This is a genomic window from Streptomyces sp. NPDC089424 (assembly GCF_044749345.1).
In the GTDB taxonomy this organism is placed as follows: Bacteria; Actinomycetota; Actinomycetes; order Streptomycetales; family Streptomycetaceae; genus Streptomyces.
In genome coordinates, this window is record NZ_JBIVHU010000002.1 from 1,514,688 (window position 1) to 1,529,974 (window position 15,287).

Below are 15,287 nucleotides of genomic sequence, written 5' to 3' on the forward strand. Positions count from 1 at the left end.
ATCAGCGGCGACCTTCGCTCGTGCGGCCCGCCCGGCCTTCCTTCACCTTGCCGGCGCCGACGCGGCCCTCACGCTCGGGGCCGAACTCCTCGGCGAAGACCGACTCGTACTGCTTCATGAAGTCGGCGGCGGCCTCCACGAAGGTGTGGCCGACCTCGCCGGTGTCCTGCTTGACGAGTTCCTCGATGTAACGGTTGACGCTCATCCCGCGCGCGACGGCACGTTCGCGCGCCGCCCGGGCGGTGTCCTCGTCGACGCGAACGTTCAGCTGGGTCTTGGCCATACTTCGAAGCTAGCGCTCGGACGCTAGCGCGGCAAGGCCTTCCGCACGGCCCGGTGCCTGCCCCCTACAGCTGTCCGGGACGCACGACCTGGGCAGGAGGACATCCAGGACCTCCGGGGGATATCGCGTGTGCCGCGCGTCACACTAGTGTCGGCCCGAGCTGGGGCGTCGTCCGCGCGGTACCCGGCCGCACACGAGCGAGGAGCGACCAAGGAGGCACCCTTGTCCACACCTGCTGCGGAGCACGCCCCGGGACACGCCCCGGCCGACGGGTTCGCCGCCCGCACCCGGGGGCTGACCAAGGCCTACGGCTCGGGCGAGACGACCGTGCTCGCCCTGGACTCGGTGGACGTCGACATCGCGCGCGGGCGCTTCACCGCCGTGATGGGCCCCTCGGGGTCCGGCAAGTCCACCCTCATGCACTGCCTGGCCGGCCTCGACAACGTCTCGGCGGGCCAGGTGTGGCTCGGCGACACCGAGATCACCGGGCTGAAGGAGCGCGAGCTGACCCGGCTGCGGCGAGACCGGATCGGCTTCATGTTCCAGTCGTTCAACCTGATCCCGACGCTGAACGCGCTGGAGAACATCACCCTGCCCATGGACATCGCGGGCCGCAGGCCCGACCAGAAATGGCTCGACCAGGTCATCGACACCCTCGGGCTGCGGGACCGGCTGGGGCATCGCCCGTCCCAGCTCTCCGGCGGCCAGCAGCAGCGCGTCGCCTGCGCCCGCGCCCTCGCCTCCCGGCCGGAGCTGATCTTCGCGGACGAGCCGACCGGCAACCTCGACTCCCGCGCGGGCCTGGAGGTCCTCGGCTTCCTGCGGGAGGCCGTCGACGCACTCGGGCAGACCGTCGTCATGGTGACCCACGACCCGGGCGCCGCCGCCCACTCCGATCTGGTGCTCTTCCTGGGCGACGGGCGGATGGTCGACGAGATGGAGCGGCCGACGGCGGAGGCGGTGCTGGAACGCATGAAGCGGTTCGACGTGATCCGCCGTCAGTACGACGACGGCGCACGCGCCCAGGGAGAATGACGCCGTGCTGAAGGCGACGCTCAGAAGCTTCCTCGCCCACAAGGGGCGGCTGCTCCTCTCGGCGCTGGCGGTGCTGCTGTCCGTGGCGTTCGTCGCGGGCAGCCTGATCTTCTCGGACACCGTCAGCCGCACCTTCGACCGGCTCTTCGCCTCGACCGCGGCGGACGTCACGGTCAGTCCCCGGGAGACGCTCGCCGAGGCGGTGCCGTCCGGTGCCACGGCCACCCTGCCGGCCGCGCTCGCCGAACGGGTCGCCCGGATCGGCGGGGTGGCCGCCGCCCGCGCCGAGGTCGAGGTCCAGAACATCACCGTCGTCGACGACCGCAACGAGTCGGTCAGCCCGACCGGTGGTGCCCCCACGCTCGGCAACAACTGGAACCCCACCGAGCGCAGCCCCGTGGAGCTGACCTCGGGTCATGTCCCGCGCGGGCCCGGCGAGGCGCTGATCGACTCCCAGACCGCCGAGCGCAGCGACGTGGAGCGGGGAGACACCCTGACGGTGATCGCCGCGCCCGGCTCGTTCCGGGTCGAGGTGGTCGGCATCGTCACCTTCACCACGACCAACCCCGGCGCCGCGCTGCTGTTCGTGGACACACCGACCGCGCAGACGAGGTTCCTCGGCGACCCGAAGGGTGCCACCGGCATCACGGTGGACGCGGCACCGGGCGTCAGCGACGAAACGCTCAAGCAGCGGGTGGCGGACACGCTCGGCACCGGCCGCTACGACCTGCGCACCGCGGACGAGAAGGCCCGGTCCGACGTCGAACAGCTCGGCGGCTTCCTCGACGTCATCAAGTGGGTGATGCTCGGATTCGCCGGGATCGCGGTGCTGGTGGGCGTGTTCCTGATCGTCAACACCTTCTCCATGCTGATCGCGCAGCGCACCCGCGAACTGGGTCTGATGCGCGCGCTGGGTGCCGACCGCCGCCAGGTCCGCCGCTCGGTGCTGACCGAGGCGCTGCTGCTGGGTCTGGTGGGCTCCACACTCGGACTGGCCGCCGGCATCGGGCTCGCGGCCGGGCTGATCGGGCTGATGGGCGTGCTCGGCATGAACATCAGGTCCGCCGAGATGGTCGTCGGCTGGGCGACCCCTGTGACGGCGTACGTCGTCGGCGTCGGCGTCACCTTCGTCGCCGCGTACCTCCCCGCCCGCCGCGCCGCCTCCGTCTCGCCGATGGCGGCGCTCGCGGACGCGGAGGTCGCCGGGGTGGGCCGGCCGCTCAGGACGCGCGCGATCGTGGGCACGGTCGTGGGGGCGGCCGGCGTGGCCGCGCTGGTGGGCTGCGTGCTGGCCTCCGACACCGGTTCGGCCGCCTCCTTGCTCGGCCTCGGGGTCGTGCTGACGCTGGTCGCGACCGTGATCGCGGGGCCGCTGCTGGTACGGCCGGTGATCCGGGTGCTGGGTGGCTGGTTCCCGGCGCTGTTCGGTTCGATCGGGCGGATGAGCCAGCGCAACGCCCTGCGCAATCCCCGCCGCACCGGCGCGACCGCGGCCGCCCTGATGGTCGGGCTCGCCCTGGTCGGCGGGATGTCGGTGGCCAGCGCCTCGATGACGAAGTCGTTCGACGAGCAGATCGACCGGACGCTGGGCGCGGACTTCGTACTGCAGAACGCCAACTTCGTGCCGTTCCCCGGGGAGGTCACCGAGCGGGTGCGCGAGACCGAGGGCGTCGGCCTGGTGGTGCGCTCGCGGTTCGCGCCGATCGCGGTGACCCTGCCGGACGGCGACCGGATCGAGACGACGGCGGCCGCCTACGACCCGCGGCTCGACGAGGTCGCCAACGTGCCCTACGCGCGGGGCGACAGCGCCACCGCGCTGGCTCCCGGGCGGATGGCGATGGACCGGGAGTTCGCGCGGGACCGGGGGCTGCGGGTCGGCAGCACGGTACCCGTCGAGTTCCAGGGCGGACGTCAGGCCGAACTGACGGTGGGCGCGCTCACCGACCAGGAGTCGTCCGGCGGCTTCGGCATGCAGGGCGGGATCTACTTCGGGCTCGCGACGCTGGAGCGGTACGCCCCGACAGCGCAGGACTCCTCGCTGTACGTCAACGGCGGTCCGGGCACCGCAGACGACGACCTGCGCGACGCCCTGGAGGCGACGCTGGAGGCGTATCCGCAGGTGCAGGTGCGGGACCTGGCCGACTACAAGCAGCTCGTCGACGACCAGATCGCCGTACTGCTCTACCTGGTGTACGCGCTGCTCGGGCTGGCGATCGTGATCGCCGTGCTGGGCGTGGTCAACACCCTGGCCCTGTCGGTGGTCGAGCGCACCCGGGAGATCGGGCTGCTGCGGGCCATCGGGCTCGCCCGGCGCCAGCTGCGCCGGATGATCCGGCTGGAGTCGGTGGTGATCGCGGTGTTCGGCGCGCTGCTCGGGCTGGCGCTGGGGCTGGTCTGGGGTCTGTGCACCCAGCAGGTGCTGGCGCTGGAGGGCATGACCGCGCTGGCGATCCCGTGGGGCACGATCGTCGCCGTCGTGATCGGCTCGGCGGTGGTGGGGGTCGTCGCGGCACTGCTGCCGGCGTTGCGGGCCTCCCGGATGAACGTCCTGGCGGCGATCGCGCACGAGTGAGGGCGGGCGGCCGACCGGTGTCCCTGTGCCCGGCGGGCGGCCCCCGTTGGTCCGGATGCTGGAAAACAGGCGCGCGGCGGTCCCGGCCGGTGATGGGATCACGTCATGAGCGACGTGCGGACACGGGCCGCGACACCCGACGACCTGGACACCGTGCTGGCCTTCTGGAGGACCGCCGCCGAGGGCACGAGCATCAGCGACGACCGCGACGGCGTGGAACGACTCGTCGACCGCGACCCCGCGGCGCTGATCCTGGCGGAGCGGGAGGGCGAACTGGTCGGCACGGTGATCGCGGGCTTCGACGGCTGGCGCTGCCACCTCTACCGGCTCGCCGTGCACCCCGGCCACCGGCGCCAGGGCATCGGTGGCGCGCTGCTGGCCGCCGCGGAGGAACGTTTCGTGGAGCTCGGCGGGCGCCGCGGCGACGCGATGGTGCTGACCCGGAACGAGACCGGTCAGCACGCCTGGCGTGCGGCGGGGTACTCGCCGCAGGAGCAGTGGCGCCGCTGGGTGAAGCCGCTGACAGTGTCCTGACGTCGTCCCGAACCGTGCCGTCCGCCCCCCGGACCGGCCCCTACCCGAAAGGTGTGAGCGTCCGTCCATGGGCGTGCCTCCCCGTGCCAGACATCGCGCGATCCTCCCCGCCCTGCCGGATCATGGGACGGAGGTGACCCGATGACCGAAGTGCTCCTCCTGCTGGTGGCGATCCTGCTCTCGCTCCTCTGCGGCGCCTTCGTCGCCGCCGAGTTCTCCCTGACCACGGTCGAGCGTGGCGAGCTGGAGCGTGCGGTGGAACGCGGCGAGCGCGGCGCCGCCGGTGCCCTCAAGGCCGTACGGAACCTCACCTTCCAGCTCTCCGGCGCCCAGCTCGGCATCACCGTGACCAACCTGGTGGTCGGCATGCTCGCCGAGCCGTCCATCGCGCGGCTGATCGCGGGCCCGCTGCGCGCCCTGGGCGCCTCCGCCTCGACGGCGTCGTCGATCGCGCTGGTGCTGGGCACGGCGTTGTCGACGGTGTTCCTGATGGTGGTGGGCGAGCTGGTGCCCAAGAACTGGGCGATCTCCTCACCGCTGGCCGTGGCCCGGCGGGTGGGCAACGCCCAGCGCTGGTTCAGCGCGATCTTCCGGCCGTTCATCACGCATCTCAACAACACGGCCAACCGCCTGGTACGCCGCTTCGGCATCGAGCCCGCCGAGGAGCTGGCCTCGGCGCGCGGGCCGCAGGAGCTGGCCGCGCTGGCCCGGCACTCCGCCCGGGAGGGCGCCCTGGAGCCCGACACCGCCGAACTGTTCGTGCGGACCCTGAACCTCGCCGACCTGACCGCCGAGAACGTGATGACCCCGCGCGTGCAGGTCGTCGCCCTGGACGCGCAGGCGACCTGCGAGGACGTGGCGAACGCGACCCGCGCGACGGGCCTGTCCCGCTTCCCGGTCTTCCGTGGCAGCCTCGACTCGGTCGTGGGCACCGCCCACATCAAGGACATCCTGACCGTGCCCGCGGAGCGCCGCCCCCGGGTGCGGGTCGCCGACATGATGCGTGAGCCGCTGCTCGTCCCCGAGTCGCTGACCGTCGACCGGCTCCTCGACCGGCTGTCCGGCAAGCGGACCATGGCGGTGGTCATCGACGAGTACGGCGGCACGGCGGGCGTCGCGACCCTGGAGGACATCGTCGAGGAGGTCGTCGGCGAGGTCCGCGACGAGCACGACCCGCACGAGACCCCCGACCTCGCCCCGGTCGGCGCCGACGAGGACGGCCACGCCCTGTACTCCGCGGACGGCGCCGCCCGCATGGACCAGCTCGCGCGCGTCGGCCTGCGGCCGCCCGAAGGACCGTACGAGACGCTGGCCGGCCTCGTCGCGAACGAACTGGGCCGCATCCCGGAGGTCGGCGACAGCGTCGAGGTCGCCGGCTGGCGGCTGGACGTGCTGGACGCCGGTGGCCGCAGGGCCGCGCGCGTGCTGCTGCACGCGCCGCCCGAGGACCAGGGGACCGACGAGAAGGAGGCGCGGGCATGACCGTCGTACAGCTGTTGATCGGTCTGGCGACGCTGGTCGTGAACGCCTTCTTCGTGGGCGCGGAGTTCGCGCTGATCTCCGTACGCCGCTCCCAGATCGAGCCGTACGCCGAGCAGGGCGACCGGCGGGCCAGGAGCGTGCTGTGGGGGCTGGAGCACGTGTCCGCGCTGATGGCGGCGGCACAGCTGGGCATCACGCTGTGCACCCTGGTGCTCGGCGTGGTCGCGGAACCGGCGATCGCGCACCTGCTGGAGCCGGTGTTCCACGCCATGGGGGTGCCGAGCGGGGCGGGCCACGCGGTGTCGTTCGTGATCGCGCTAGCGCTCGCGACGTACCTGCACATGCTGCTGGGCGAGATGGTGCCGAAGAACATCGCGCTCGCCGAGCCGGCGCGCAGCGCGCTGCTGCTCGGGCCGCCGCTGGTGACCCTGTCCCGGGCGCTGCGACCGGTGATCTTCACGATCAACGCGTTCGCGAACGGGCTGCTGAAGCTGCTGCGGATCGAGACCAAGGACGAGGTCACGGCGACCTTCTCGGACGCCGAGCTGGCCCGGATCGTCAAGGACTCCGGTGCGGCGGGACTGATCGACGACCGGGCGCAGGAACGCCTGCACGACGCCCTCGAACTGGGCCGTCGGCCCGTGCGCGACGTCGTGCTCCCGCTGGAGCGCGTCGTGTACGCGAGCGTCGGGGTCACTCCGGAGGAACTGGAGGGGCTGTCGGCCCGGTCGGGGTTCTCCCGCTTCCCCGTGGTGGACGAGGGCCGGCGCATCGTGGGCTACCTGCATGTGAAGGACGCGCTCGACGCCTCCCCGCGGGACGTGCCGTTCCGGCTGCGCGACATGCGGCCCATCGCGCGCGTGCGGGAGGCCACGCCGCTGGACGACGTCCTCACCGCGATGCGGGGCAGCCGTACGCATGTGGCGGCCGTGCTGGGCTCCGACGGGCGGCTGGCGGGGCTGGTGACCATGGAGGACGTGCTGCGGGAGCTGTTCGGGCAGTGGGCCTGAGCCCGGCGTGGCCCCGCACCGGACGCGTCGGGGAGGGTGACCGACCGGCGGGTATGCGCCTCGGGATACCATCTCCGTCGCCATGGAGACGAACACCTCACCCCTGTACAGCAGCCTGGTCGCGGTCGGCGACTCCTTCACCGAGGGCATGTCGGACCTGCTCCCCGACGGCACCTACCGGGGCTGGGCCGACCTGCTCGCCGCCCGGATGGCCGCCCGCGCGCCCGGCTTCCGGTACGCCAACCTGGCCGTGCGCGGCAAGCTCATCGGCCAGATCGTCGACGAGCAGGTGCCCGTGGCCGCCGCCATGGGCGCCGATGTGATCACGCTGGTCGGCGGGCTCAACGACACCCTGCGGCCCAAGTGCGACATGGGGCGGGTGCGCGGGCTCCTGGAGGAGGCCGTGGAGCGGCTGGCCCCGGCCTGCAAACAGCTGGTGCTGATGCGCAGCCCGGGACGGCAGGGCCCCGTGCTGGAGCGGTTCCGGCCGCGCATGGAGGAGCTCTTCGCCTGCGTCGACGAGCTGGCCGCGCGGCACGGCGCGGTGGTCGTGGACCTGTACGGGGCGGGCTCGCTCAGCGACCCCCGGCTGTGGGACGTCGACCGGCTGCACCTGACGGGCGAGGGGCACCGCCGGGTCGCGGAGGCGGTCTGGCAGCGGCTCGGTCACGAGGCCGAGGACCCGGACTGGCACGTGCCGATGGCGGCCACCCTGCCGCCCGGGTGGTCTTCGCGGCGGGTCGCGGACGTGCGGTTCGCCCGGCAGCATCTGCTCCCGTGGATAGGGCGCAGGCTCACCGGCCGCTCCTCGGGGGACGGCCGCCCGCCGAAGCGGCCCGACCTGCTGCCGTACGAGGACCTGGCCTAGGCCGGCCGCGGCCCCGCACCGGGCGACGATGGCCTCGTAGGTTCCGACGAACCGACCCATGGCGCCGACCTGCACGAACCGCCAGTAGAATCCGGTTACGTGACTTCTGCTCCCGCCAAGCCCCGCATCCCCAACGTCCTCGCCGGACGCTACGCCTCCGCCGAGCTCGCCACGCTCTGGTCGCCCGAGCAGAAGGTGAAGCTGGAGCGCCGGCTCTGGCTCGCCGTGCTGCGGGCCCAGAAGGACCTCGGGATCGAGGTGCCCGACGCGGCGATCGCCGACTACGAACGCGTACTCGACCAGGTCGATCTGGCCTCCGTCGCGGAGCGCGAGAAGGTCACGCGGCACGACGTGAAGGCGCGGATCGAGGAGTTCAACGACCTCGCCGGGCACGAGCACGTGCACAAGGGCATGACGTCCCGCGACCTCACCGAGAACGTCGAGCAGCTGCAGATCCGGCTCTCGCTGGAGCTGATGCGCGACCGCACGGTGGCCGTCCTGGCGCGGCTCGGCAAGCTCGCCGGGGAGTACGCCGAGCTGGTGATGGCCGGCCGGTCGCACAACGTCGCCGCGCAGGCCACCACCCTCGGCAAGCGGTTCGCGACCGCCGCCGACGAGCTGCTGGTCGCGCACGGCCGGATCGAGGAGCTGCTCGGCCGCTACCCGCTGCGGGGCATCAAGGGCCCCGTCGGCACCGCCCAGGACATGCTGGACCTGCTCGGCGGGGACGCCGGCAAGCTCGCCGAGCTGGAGGAGCGGATCGCCGGGCACCTGGGCTTCTCGCAGGCCTTCACTTCGGTGGGCCAGGTGTACCCGCGCTCGCTGGACTACGAGGTCGTGACCACGCTCGTACAGCTGGCCGCCGGTCCCTCGTCGCTGGCGAAGACGATCCGGCTGATGGCCGGACACGAGCTGGTGACCGAGGGCTTCAAGCCGGGTCAGGTCGGCTCCTCCGCGATGCCGCACAAGATGAACACCCGCTCCTGCGAGCGCGTCAACGGTCTGATGGTGATCCTGCGCGGCTACGCCTCGATGACCGGGGAGCTGGCGGGCGACCAGTGGAACGAGGGTGACGTCTCCTGCTCGGTGGTGCGGCGCGTCGCGCTGCCCGACGCGTTCTTCGCGCTGGACGGCCTGCTGGAGACGTTCCTGACGGTGCTGGACGAGTTCGGCGCGTTCCCGGCGGTGGTGGCGCGCGAGCTGGACCGCTATCTGCCGTTCCTGGCCACGACCAAGGTGCTCATGGCCTCGGTGCGGGCGGGTGTCGGCCGTGAGGTGGCGCACGAGGCGATCAAGGAGAACGCCGTGGCGTGCGCCCTCGCGATGCGGGAGCAGGGCGCCGAGCGCAACGAACTGCTGGACCGGCTGGCCGCCGACGAGCGCATCCCGCTGGACCGCACCGCGCTCGACGGCCTGATGGCCGACAAGCTGTCCTTCACCGGTGCCGCCGCCGACCAGGTCGCGGCCGTCGTCGGGCGGATCGAGGAGATCGTGAAGCAGCGTCCGGAGGCCGCGGGCTACACGCCGGGAGCGATCCTCTGACACGCTTCACTCCCGAGCAGCTCCAGGCCGCCCGCGACCGTCTCGTCCCGGACGTGGTCGCGGACGGCCTGAGAGTGCTTTTCTGCGGCATCAACCCCGGTCTGATGACCGCCGCAACGGGACATCACTTCGCCCGTCCCGGCAACCGCTTCTGGCCGGTCCTCCACCTGTCGGGTTTCACGCCCCGGCTGCTGAAGCCGTCCGAGCAGGGCGAGTTGCCGTCGTACGGGCTCGGCATCACGAACGTGGTGGCACGGGCGACGGCCCGGGCCGACGAGTTGAGCGCCGAGGAGTACCGCGAGGGCGGCCGGCTGCTGTCGCTGAAGGTGGCGCGGCTGCGGCCGCGCCGGCTGGCGGTCGTGGGGGTCACCGCGTACCGCGCGGCCTTCGACGACCGCAAGGCGCGGGTCGGGCCGCAGGAGCGGACGATCGGGGACACCCGCGTGTGGGTGCTGCCCAACCCCTCGGGGCTGAACGCGCACTGGACGACTGCGACCATGGCGGAGGAGTTCGCACGGCTCCGGGTGGCCGCGGCGGACTAGCACTGCGAGGTCTTCGCAGGCCGGTCAGGCCGTGCGCGGGACCCGGCCGGTCACTCGGGGTCCACCTCCGTCACGACCGTCAGGAGGCGGGCCGGGGTCGAGCCGTCGCCCCGGGCGACCCCGAGGGCGACCCAGCGGCCCGTCCCGGTCGCCTCCCATATGCGCAGGTCGTCCGCCAGGGCACTGACGCTCGCCCATGGCTCCGGTATCTCCTCGCCGCGTCCGGCGCGCACCCGCAGGGTGAGCATCGCCCACGGCGGTCGCGCACCCCACCGATCGTCGAGCCGCTGCGCGACGCCCTCCCGGAACGCCTCGACGTCGTCGGTGGTGCGCTCCCCGTGAGCGCAGTCGGGGTCCGGTGCCTCCCACCCGGCCGTCTCCGCCACGTAGTAGCCCGGTCCTCCCCGGCCGACGTCCGACCAGCCGTGCTCCGCCGGGAAGGGGCGGGAGCACAGCCGGTCGATCGTGTCCAGGCACCGCGCGAGGTTCATGACCCCAGTAAACCCGGCCCCACTGACAATTGGCGCTCCGTCAGGCGTCCCGCCGCACAACGCTCCAGGCACCCGCCGCCACCGCCGACGCCGCCCACACGGTGGTCACCGCCAGCCCGGTCCATGGACCGAGGGTGCCGTCCCAGCTCTCCCGCAGGACGATCTGCCCGGCCCGGTCCGGCATGAACTCCACCGCCGCACCCGCGGCGTCGCCGATGACGAACGACACGATCAGCAGGAACGGGACGAGGATGCCCAGCGCCGCGATCCCGCTGCGCAGCAGCGCGGTGAACCCGGCGGCGAACAGGGCCATCAGCATGAGGTAGACCCCACCGCCCAGAACGGCGCGTACCTGCGCACCGGCCGTCGGACCGGCCGCGGCCTCACCCATCACGCTCCGCCCCGCCACGAGGGACGCGGCGGCCGTGAGCACCCCGACGAGGAGCGCCGGCAGGGCCACCGCCGTCAGCTTGGCCGCGAACCAGCGCCCGCGCCGCGGCACGGCGGCCAACGAGACGCGCAGGGCGCCTCCGTGGTACTCCGCCGAGACGGCCGTCGCGCCGAACGCGATGGCGGCGATCTGACCGAGCAGCAGTCCCGAGAGCGCGTTGGACAGCGGGTCGAACTCCGGGTCGCCGCTGTCGGAGGCCCCGCCCAGCGCGGAGAAGGCGGTCGACACGGCGACCAGCACCAGCAGTGTGCCGGTCAACGACCGGAGAGTACGGATCTTCAGCCACTCGGCGTGCAGGACGGAAGCGAAGGGCATGGTCAGGCCTCCTGGCGCTGGGCGGTGAACTCGGTCTCGGCCGCGGTCAGGTCCAGATAGGCCTGCTCCAGCGTGCCTTCGGCGGCGGCAAGTTCGAGGAGGGGCACCCGTGCCTCGGAGGCGAGGCGGCCGATGTCCTCCACGCGCGCGTGCTCCACGGTCCAGGCGCCGTCCCCGGTCGCGGTGGACGTGTAGCCGTGCCGTCCGAGGGCCTCCTTCAGGGCGGCCGGGTCGGTGGTGCGCACCCGCACCCGTGGGCGCACGCGCGCGTCGATGAACTCCCGCATGGGCAGGTCCGCGAGCAGTCGTCCGCGTCCGAGGACCACGAGGTGGTCGGCGAACACCGCCGTCTCGTGCATCAGATGACTGGAGACCAGGACCGTACGTCCCTCGTCGGCGAGCCGGCGCAGCAGGCCGCGGATCCAGACGATGCCCTCGGGGTCGAGGCCGTTCGACGGTTCGTCCAGCATGACCACCGCGGGGTCGCCGAGCAGCGCCGCCGCGATACCGAGGCGTTGGCGCATGCCCAGCGAGTACGTCCGCACCCGGCGGCGCGCGGCCGGCGCGAGGCCGGTCTCCGCCAGCACCTCGTCCACGCGGCCCACCGGGATGCGGTTCGCGGCCGCCAGGACGCGCAGATGGTCCCGGCCGGTGCGGGACCCGTGGGCGGCGCCCGCGTCGAGCAGGGCCCCGACCGTGCGCAGGGGCTCGTGGAGCGAGGCGTAGGGGTGGCCGCCGACCGTGGCGGTCCCGGACGTGGGCCGGTCGAGGCCGAGGACGAGCCGCATGGTGGTCGACTTGCCGGCGCCGTTGGGGCCGAGGAAGCCGGTGACACGGCCGGGCCGGACGGTGAAGGTGAGGTGGTCGACGGCGCGTCGGGAGCGGTACTCCTTGGTGAGGTCCTGGACGTGGATGCTGGTCATGGGGCCAGCCTGGCCGGTCCGCGCGCCGTACTCCTCCCCCGCGCGTGGAGATCGTCTCCCCCGCCCGGGGGAGGTGCGTCGTCGGTGCCGGCTGGCACGATGACGCGATGGGCCGACTGCTGCGCCCCTTGCTGCGGGGGACGACGTACACGCGCTTGCTGCACCTGTGGGTGCCCGTGTTCCTGGTGAGCGTATGGCTCTTCATCGACATGTCGAGGCCCTGGGTGCCCGCGCTGCTGGCGATCCCGGTCGCCATGATCCCGGCGGTGCGGACGGGCGAGGGTGTGCAGGCGCAGCTGCTGCTGATGCCGGGCGAGCCGGATTCGGGGATCTCCACGGCGCCTTCGGCGACCTGGCGGGACCGGTGGCGCACCGTGCTGTGGCTGGAGCTCCGGCTGGTTCTCGGCGCGGCCGCGGCCTTCGCGACGGTGTGGCTGCCCCTGACCTCGGTCAACATGGTCGCGACCGCGCTCGGGCACCCGCAGTACGACGACAACCCGCTGCTGTGGACCTTCGCGCACCCGTGGGTGCACGGGCTCTTGGCGCCCGTGCCCGTCGTCGTGCTGTACGTGACGGTGCTCGGCCTGGGCCACGTGGCCACGGTGGCCGCGCGCCGTCTTCTGGGCCCCTCCGCGGCCGAGCGGCTGGCCACCCTGGAGGAGCGCACCGAGCAGCTCCTCGAACGCACCCGGATCGCACGCGAGTTGCACGACTCCATCGGTCACGCCCTGACCGTGGCGGTGGTGCAGGCGGGCGCGGCGCGGGCGGCGGGTGATCCGGCGTTCACCGAGCGGGCGCTGGGCGCCATCGAGGAGACCGGGCGGGCCGCCCTGGAGGATCTGGAGCGGGTGCTGGGCGTACTGCGCGAGGCGGAGCGGCCGGCGAGTTCCCGGCCCACCCTCGTGGACGCGGAGCGGCTGCTGGAGTCGGCGCGCGCGTCCGGCGCGACGGTCGACGTGGAGGTGACCGGGCCCGTCGACGCCGTGCCGGGGCCCGTCTCGCGCGAGGGGTACCGGATCCTCCAGGAGTCGCTGACCAACGTCCTGCGGCACGCGGGGGCCGTTGCGGTCCGCGTCCGGATCGAGGTGGCGGACGGCACCCTGGCGCTGGACGTCCGCAATCCGCTGCCCGGGGCGATGCCGGACCCGGGGCAGGGCAGCGGCCTGCGGGGCATACGCGAGCGCGCGGCCCTGCTCGGCGGGCGGGCCCGCACGGGGCCGGCCGGGGGCGACTGGCGGGTGCGTGCGGAGCTGCCGCTGGGCTGATCTACGCTGGCGGGATGCCGCTCAGCGTTCTCCTTGTCGACGACGAACCGCTCGTCCGGGCGGGGCTGCGGGCCGTGCTGGAGGCGCAGCCCGACATCGAGGTCGCCGGCGAGGCGGCCGACGGGGCGGCGGTGATCCCGCTGGTACGGCAACTGCGCCCGGACGTGGTCGCGATGGACGTACGGATGCCGCTGCTGGACGGTATCGAGGCCACGCGGGCGGTACTGCGGACGGTCGAGAGGCCTCCGAAGATCCTGGTGGTCACCACGTTCGAGAACGACGAGTACGTGTACGCCGCGCTGCGGGCCGGAGCCTCCGGGTTCCTGCTGAAGCGGGCCCGGCCGGCCGAGATCGTGCACGCGGTGCGGCTGGTCGCCGAGGGCGAGTCACTGCTGTTCCCGGCCTCGGTGCGGCAACTGGCGGCGGAGTACGGCGACAGCGGCGGCAATCGCGCGGCCCGGGCGGCGCTGGACCGGGCGCGGCTGACCGAGCGTGAGGCGGAGGTGCTGCGGCTGATGACCCGCGGCCTGTCGAACGCGGAGATCGCCGGGCGCCTGGCCGTCGGCACGGAGACGGTGAAGTCCCACGTCAGTGCCGTGCTGGCGAAACTCGGGGCGCGGGACCGCACCCAGGCGGTGATCACGGCGTACGAGTCGGGGTTCGTCTCGCCCGGCTGATCCACGTCCCCGGCGGATTCGCAGGGCTCCGGCACTCGCCGCTGTCCGCCGGTGCCGAGTACGATCCGGCGAACACGCGCACGAGCTGGGAGGACGGACGTTGGGGCGGCTGACCGGCGGGGATCCCTCGCTGCTGCGAAGGATCAATTCCGCGGTGGTGCTGCACGCGCTGCGTACCACGGACTGCTCGACGCTCACGGAGATCACCCGGGTCACCGGCCTGTCCCGGCCGACCGTCGAGGGTGTCGTCGAGGGCCTGATCGAGGCCGGTCTCGTGGTGGAGCAGGCCGCTGAGGAGGGCGCCGCCCGGCGCCAGGGGCGACCGGCACGGAGGTTCCGGTTCCGGGCCGAGGCCGGGCACCTGCTGGGGCTGGAGATCGGGCCGCACCGGGTCGCCGCGCTGCTCTCGGGGCTGGACGGGCGGATCGTCGGCGCGCAGGCCAAGGACATCGACGAGACCGCGTCCGCCGACGAGCGGCTGGAGCGGCTGCGCACCGCCGTCGCCGAGCTGCTGCGCCGGGCCGGGATCGCGCGGGGTTCGCTGCGGGCCGTCGGGGTGGCGACGCCGGGGATCGTCGAGGCGGACGGGACGGTGCGCCTGGGGACCGCCCTGCCCGGCTGGACGGGGCTGCGGCTCGGGGAGCGGCTGAGCCGCTCCTTCAAGTGCCCGGTGCTGGTGGAGAACGACGCCAACGCGGCGGTGGTCGCCGAGCACTGGAAGGGTTCCGCCACCGAGTCCGACGACGTGGTGTTCGTGCTGGCGGGTCTCAGTCCGGGTGCGGGCGCGCTGATCGGCGGACGGCTGCACCGGGGGTTCGGCGGGGCCGCCGGTGAGATCGGCGCGCTGCATCTGCTGGGCCGGGAGGCGACGCCGGAGACGCTGCTGTCCACCACGGACGAGCCCTTGCATCCGCTGGACGAGCAGGCGGTCGCCGCGGTCTTCGCGCAGGCCCGCGAGGGCGATCAGCGGGCGACGGCCGCCGTCGAACGGTTCATCCAGCGGCTCGTGCACGACGTGGCGGCGCTCGCGCTGGCCCTCGACCCGGAACTGGTCGTGATCGGTGGCTGGGCGGCGGGACTGGACGGCGTACTGGATCCGCTGCGCCGGGAGCTGGCGCGCTACTGCCTGCGCCCGCCGAAGGTGACCCTGTCGCTGCTGGGCGAGGCGGCCGTGGCGACCGGGGCGCTGCGGCTGGCCCTGGACCACGTGGAGGAGCAGCTGTTCGCGGTCGACGGGACGGTGACGGCGCGCCGCTGACCCGCGGCACACGAGGGCCCAGGAACCGTGCGGGCCCGG

General features: G+C 73.3%; 15 protein-coding genes. 11 read left to right on the forward strand and 4 right to left on the reverse strand.

The window, feature by feature from the left end; all coding sequences use genetic code 11:
- Nucleotide 1: 1 nt before the first annotated feature.
- Nucleotides 2–283: an antitoxin gene (locus tag ACIP2X_RS14350; RefSeq protein ID WP_401671940.1), complete on the reverse strand. Its 282-nt coding sequence runs from the start codon at nucleotides 281–283 to the stop codon at nucleotides 2–4.
- A gap of 222 nt (nucleotides 284–505) precedes the next feature.
- On the opposite strand from ACIP2X_RS14350, the gene ACIP2X_RS14355 reads away from it, so the two are divergent.
- The 8 genes from ACIP2X_RS14355 (at nucleotide 506) to mug (ending at nucleotide 9,868) form a co-directional block, all read left to right on the forward strand.
- Entirely contained in the window at nucleotides 506–1,318 is an 813-nt protein-coding gene (locus tag ACIP2X_RS14355; protein ID WP_401671943.1) for an ABC transporter ATP-binding protein, read from the forward strand.
- 4 nt (nucleotides 1,319–1,322) lie between these two features.
- Entirely contained in the window at nucleotides 1,323–3,890 is a 2,568-nt protein-coding gene (locus ACIP2X_RS14360) for an ABC transporter permease (RefSeq protein ID WP_401671945.1), read from the forward strand.
- Nucleotides 3,891–3,995: 105 nt separating this feature from the next.
- Nucleotides 3,996–4,424, forward strand: a complete 429-nt coding sequence (locus ACIP2X_RS14365; protein ID WP_401671948.1) for a GNAT family N-acetyltransferase — start codon at nucleotides 3,996–3,998, stop codon at nucleotides 4,422–4,424.
- Nucleotides 4,425–4,565: 141 nt separating this feature from the next.
- A complete protein-coding gene (locus ACIP2X_RS14370; RefSeq protein ID WP_401671951.1) occupies nucleotides 4,566–5,906 on the forward strand; it encodes a hemolysin family protein in 1,341 nt (446 codons plus the stop codon).
- Nucleotides 5,903–6,916: a hemolysin family protein gene (locus ACIP2X_RS14375; RefSeq protein WP_401671954.1), complete on the forward strand. Its 1,014-nt coding sequence runs from the start codon at nucleotides 5,903–5,905 to the stop codon at nucleotides 6,914–6,916. The genes ACIP2X_RS14370 and ACIP2X_RS14375 overlap by 4 nt, the downstream gene beginning before the upstream one ends.
- Nucleotides 6,917–6,998: 82 nt before the next feature.
- Nucleotides 6,999–7,784: an SGNH/GDSL hydrolase family protein gene (locus tag ACIP2X_RS14380; protein WP_401671956.1), complete on the forward strand. Its 786-nt coding sequence runs from the start codon at nucleotides 6,999–7,001 to the stop codon at nucleotides 7,782–7,784.
- A 99-nt stretch (nucleotides 7,785–7,883) separates the two neighbouring features.
- A complete protein-coding gene (purB, locus tag ACIP2X_RS14385) occupies nucleotides 7,884–9,326 on the forward strand; it encodes an adenylosuccinate lyase (RefSeq protein WP_401671958.1) in 1,443 nt (480 codons plus the stop codon).
- On the forward strand, nucleotides 9,323–9,868 hold the full coding sequence (gene mug, locus ACIP2X_RS14390) for a G/U mismatch-specific DNA glycosylase (RefSeq protein ID WP_401672370.1): 546 nt from the start codon (nucleotides 9,323–9,325) through the stop codon (nucleotides 9,866–9,868). Before purB ends, mug begins: the two co-directional genes overlap by 4 nt.
- A 50-nt stretch (nucleotides 9,869–9,918) precedes the next feature.
- On the opposite strand, the gene ACIP2X_RS14395 is transcribed toward mug, so the two are convergent.
- The 3 genes from ACIP2X_RS14395 to ACIP2X_RS14405 are packed head-to-tail and all read right to left on the reverse strand — an operon-like array spanning nucleotide 9,919 to nucleotide 12,048.
- Nucleotides 9,919–10,359, reverse strand: coding sequence for a hypothetical protein (locus tag ACIP2X_RS14395; RefSeq protein ID WP_401671961.1), 441 nt, complete (start codon nucleotides 10,357–10,359; stop codon nucleotides 9,919–9,921).
- Between the two features lie 40 nt (nucleotides 10,360–10,399).
- A complete protein-coding gene (locus ACIP2X_RS14400; protein WP_401671964.1) occupies nucleotides 10,400–11,125 on the reverse strand; it encodes an ABC transporter permease in 726 nt (241 codons plus the stop codon).
- A gap of 2 nt (nucleotides 11,126–11,127) precedes the next feature.
- Nucleotides 11,128–12,048: an ABC transporter ATP-binding protein gene (locus ACIP2X_RS14405; RefSeq protein ID WP_401671966.1), complete on the reverse strand. Its 921-nt coding sequence runs from the start codon at nucleotides 12,046–12,048 to the stop codon at nucleotides 11,128–11,130.
- Between the two features lie 107 nt (nucleotides 12,049–12,155).
- Between ACIP2X_RS14405 and ACIP2X_RS14410 the strand changes: the two genes are divergently transcribed.
- From ACIP2X_RS14410 to ACIP2X_RS14420, 3 genes are all read left to right on the forward strand, one after another.
- Nucleotides 12,156–13,313: a sensor histidine kinase gene (locus ACIP2X_RS14410; RefSeq protein WP_401671969.1), complete on the forward strand. Its 1,158-nt coding sequence runs from the start codon at nucleotides 12,156–12,158 to the stop codon at nucleotides 13,311–13,313.
- 14 nt (nucleotides 13,314–13,327) lie between these two features.
- Complete coding sequence (locus tag ACIP2X_RS14415) at nucleotides 13,328–13,990, forward strand: response regulator (protein WP_401671972.1); 663 nt, start codon at nucleotides 13,328–13,330, stop codon at nucleotides 13,988–13,990.
- Nucleotides 13,991–14,090: 100 nt separating this feature from the next.
- Nucleotides 14,091–15,248 (forward strand): ROK family transcriptional regulator, encoded by a 1,158-nt coding sequence (locus ACIP2X_RS14420; RefSeq protein ID WP_401671974.1) that lies wholly within the window; start codon nucleotides 14,091–14,093, stop codon nucleotides 15,246–15,248.
- Nucleotides 15,249–15,287: the final 39 nt, after the last annotated feature.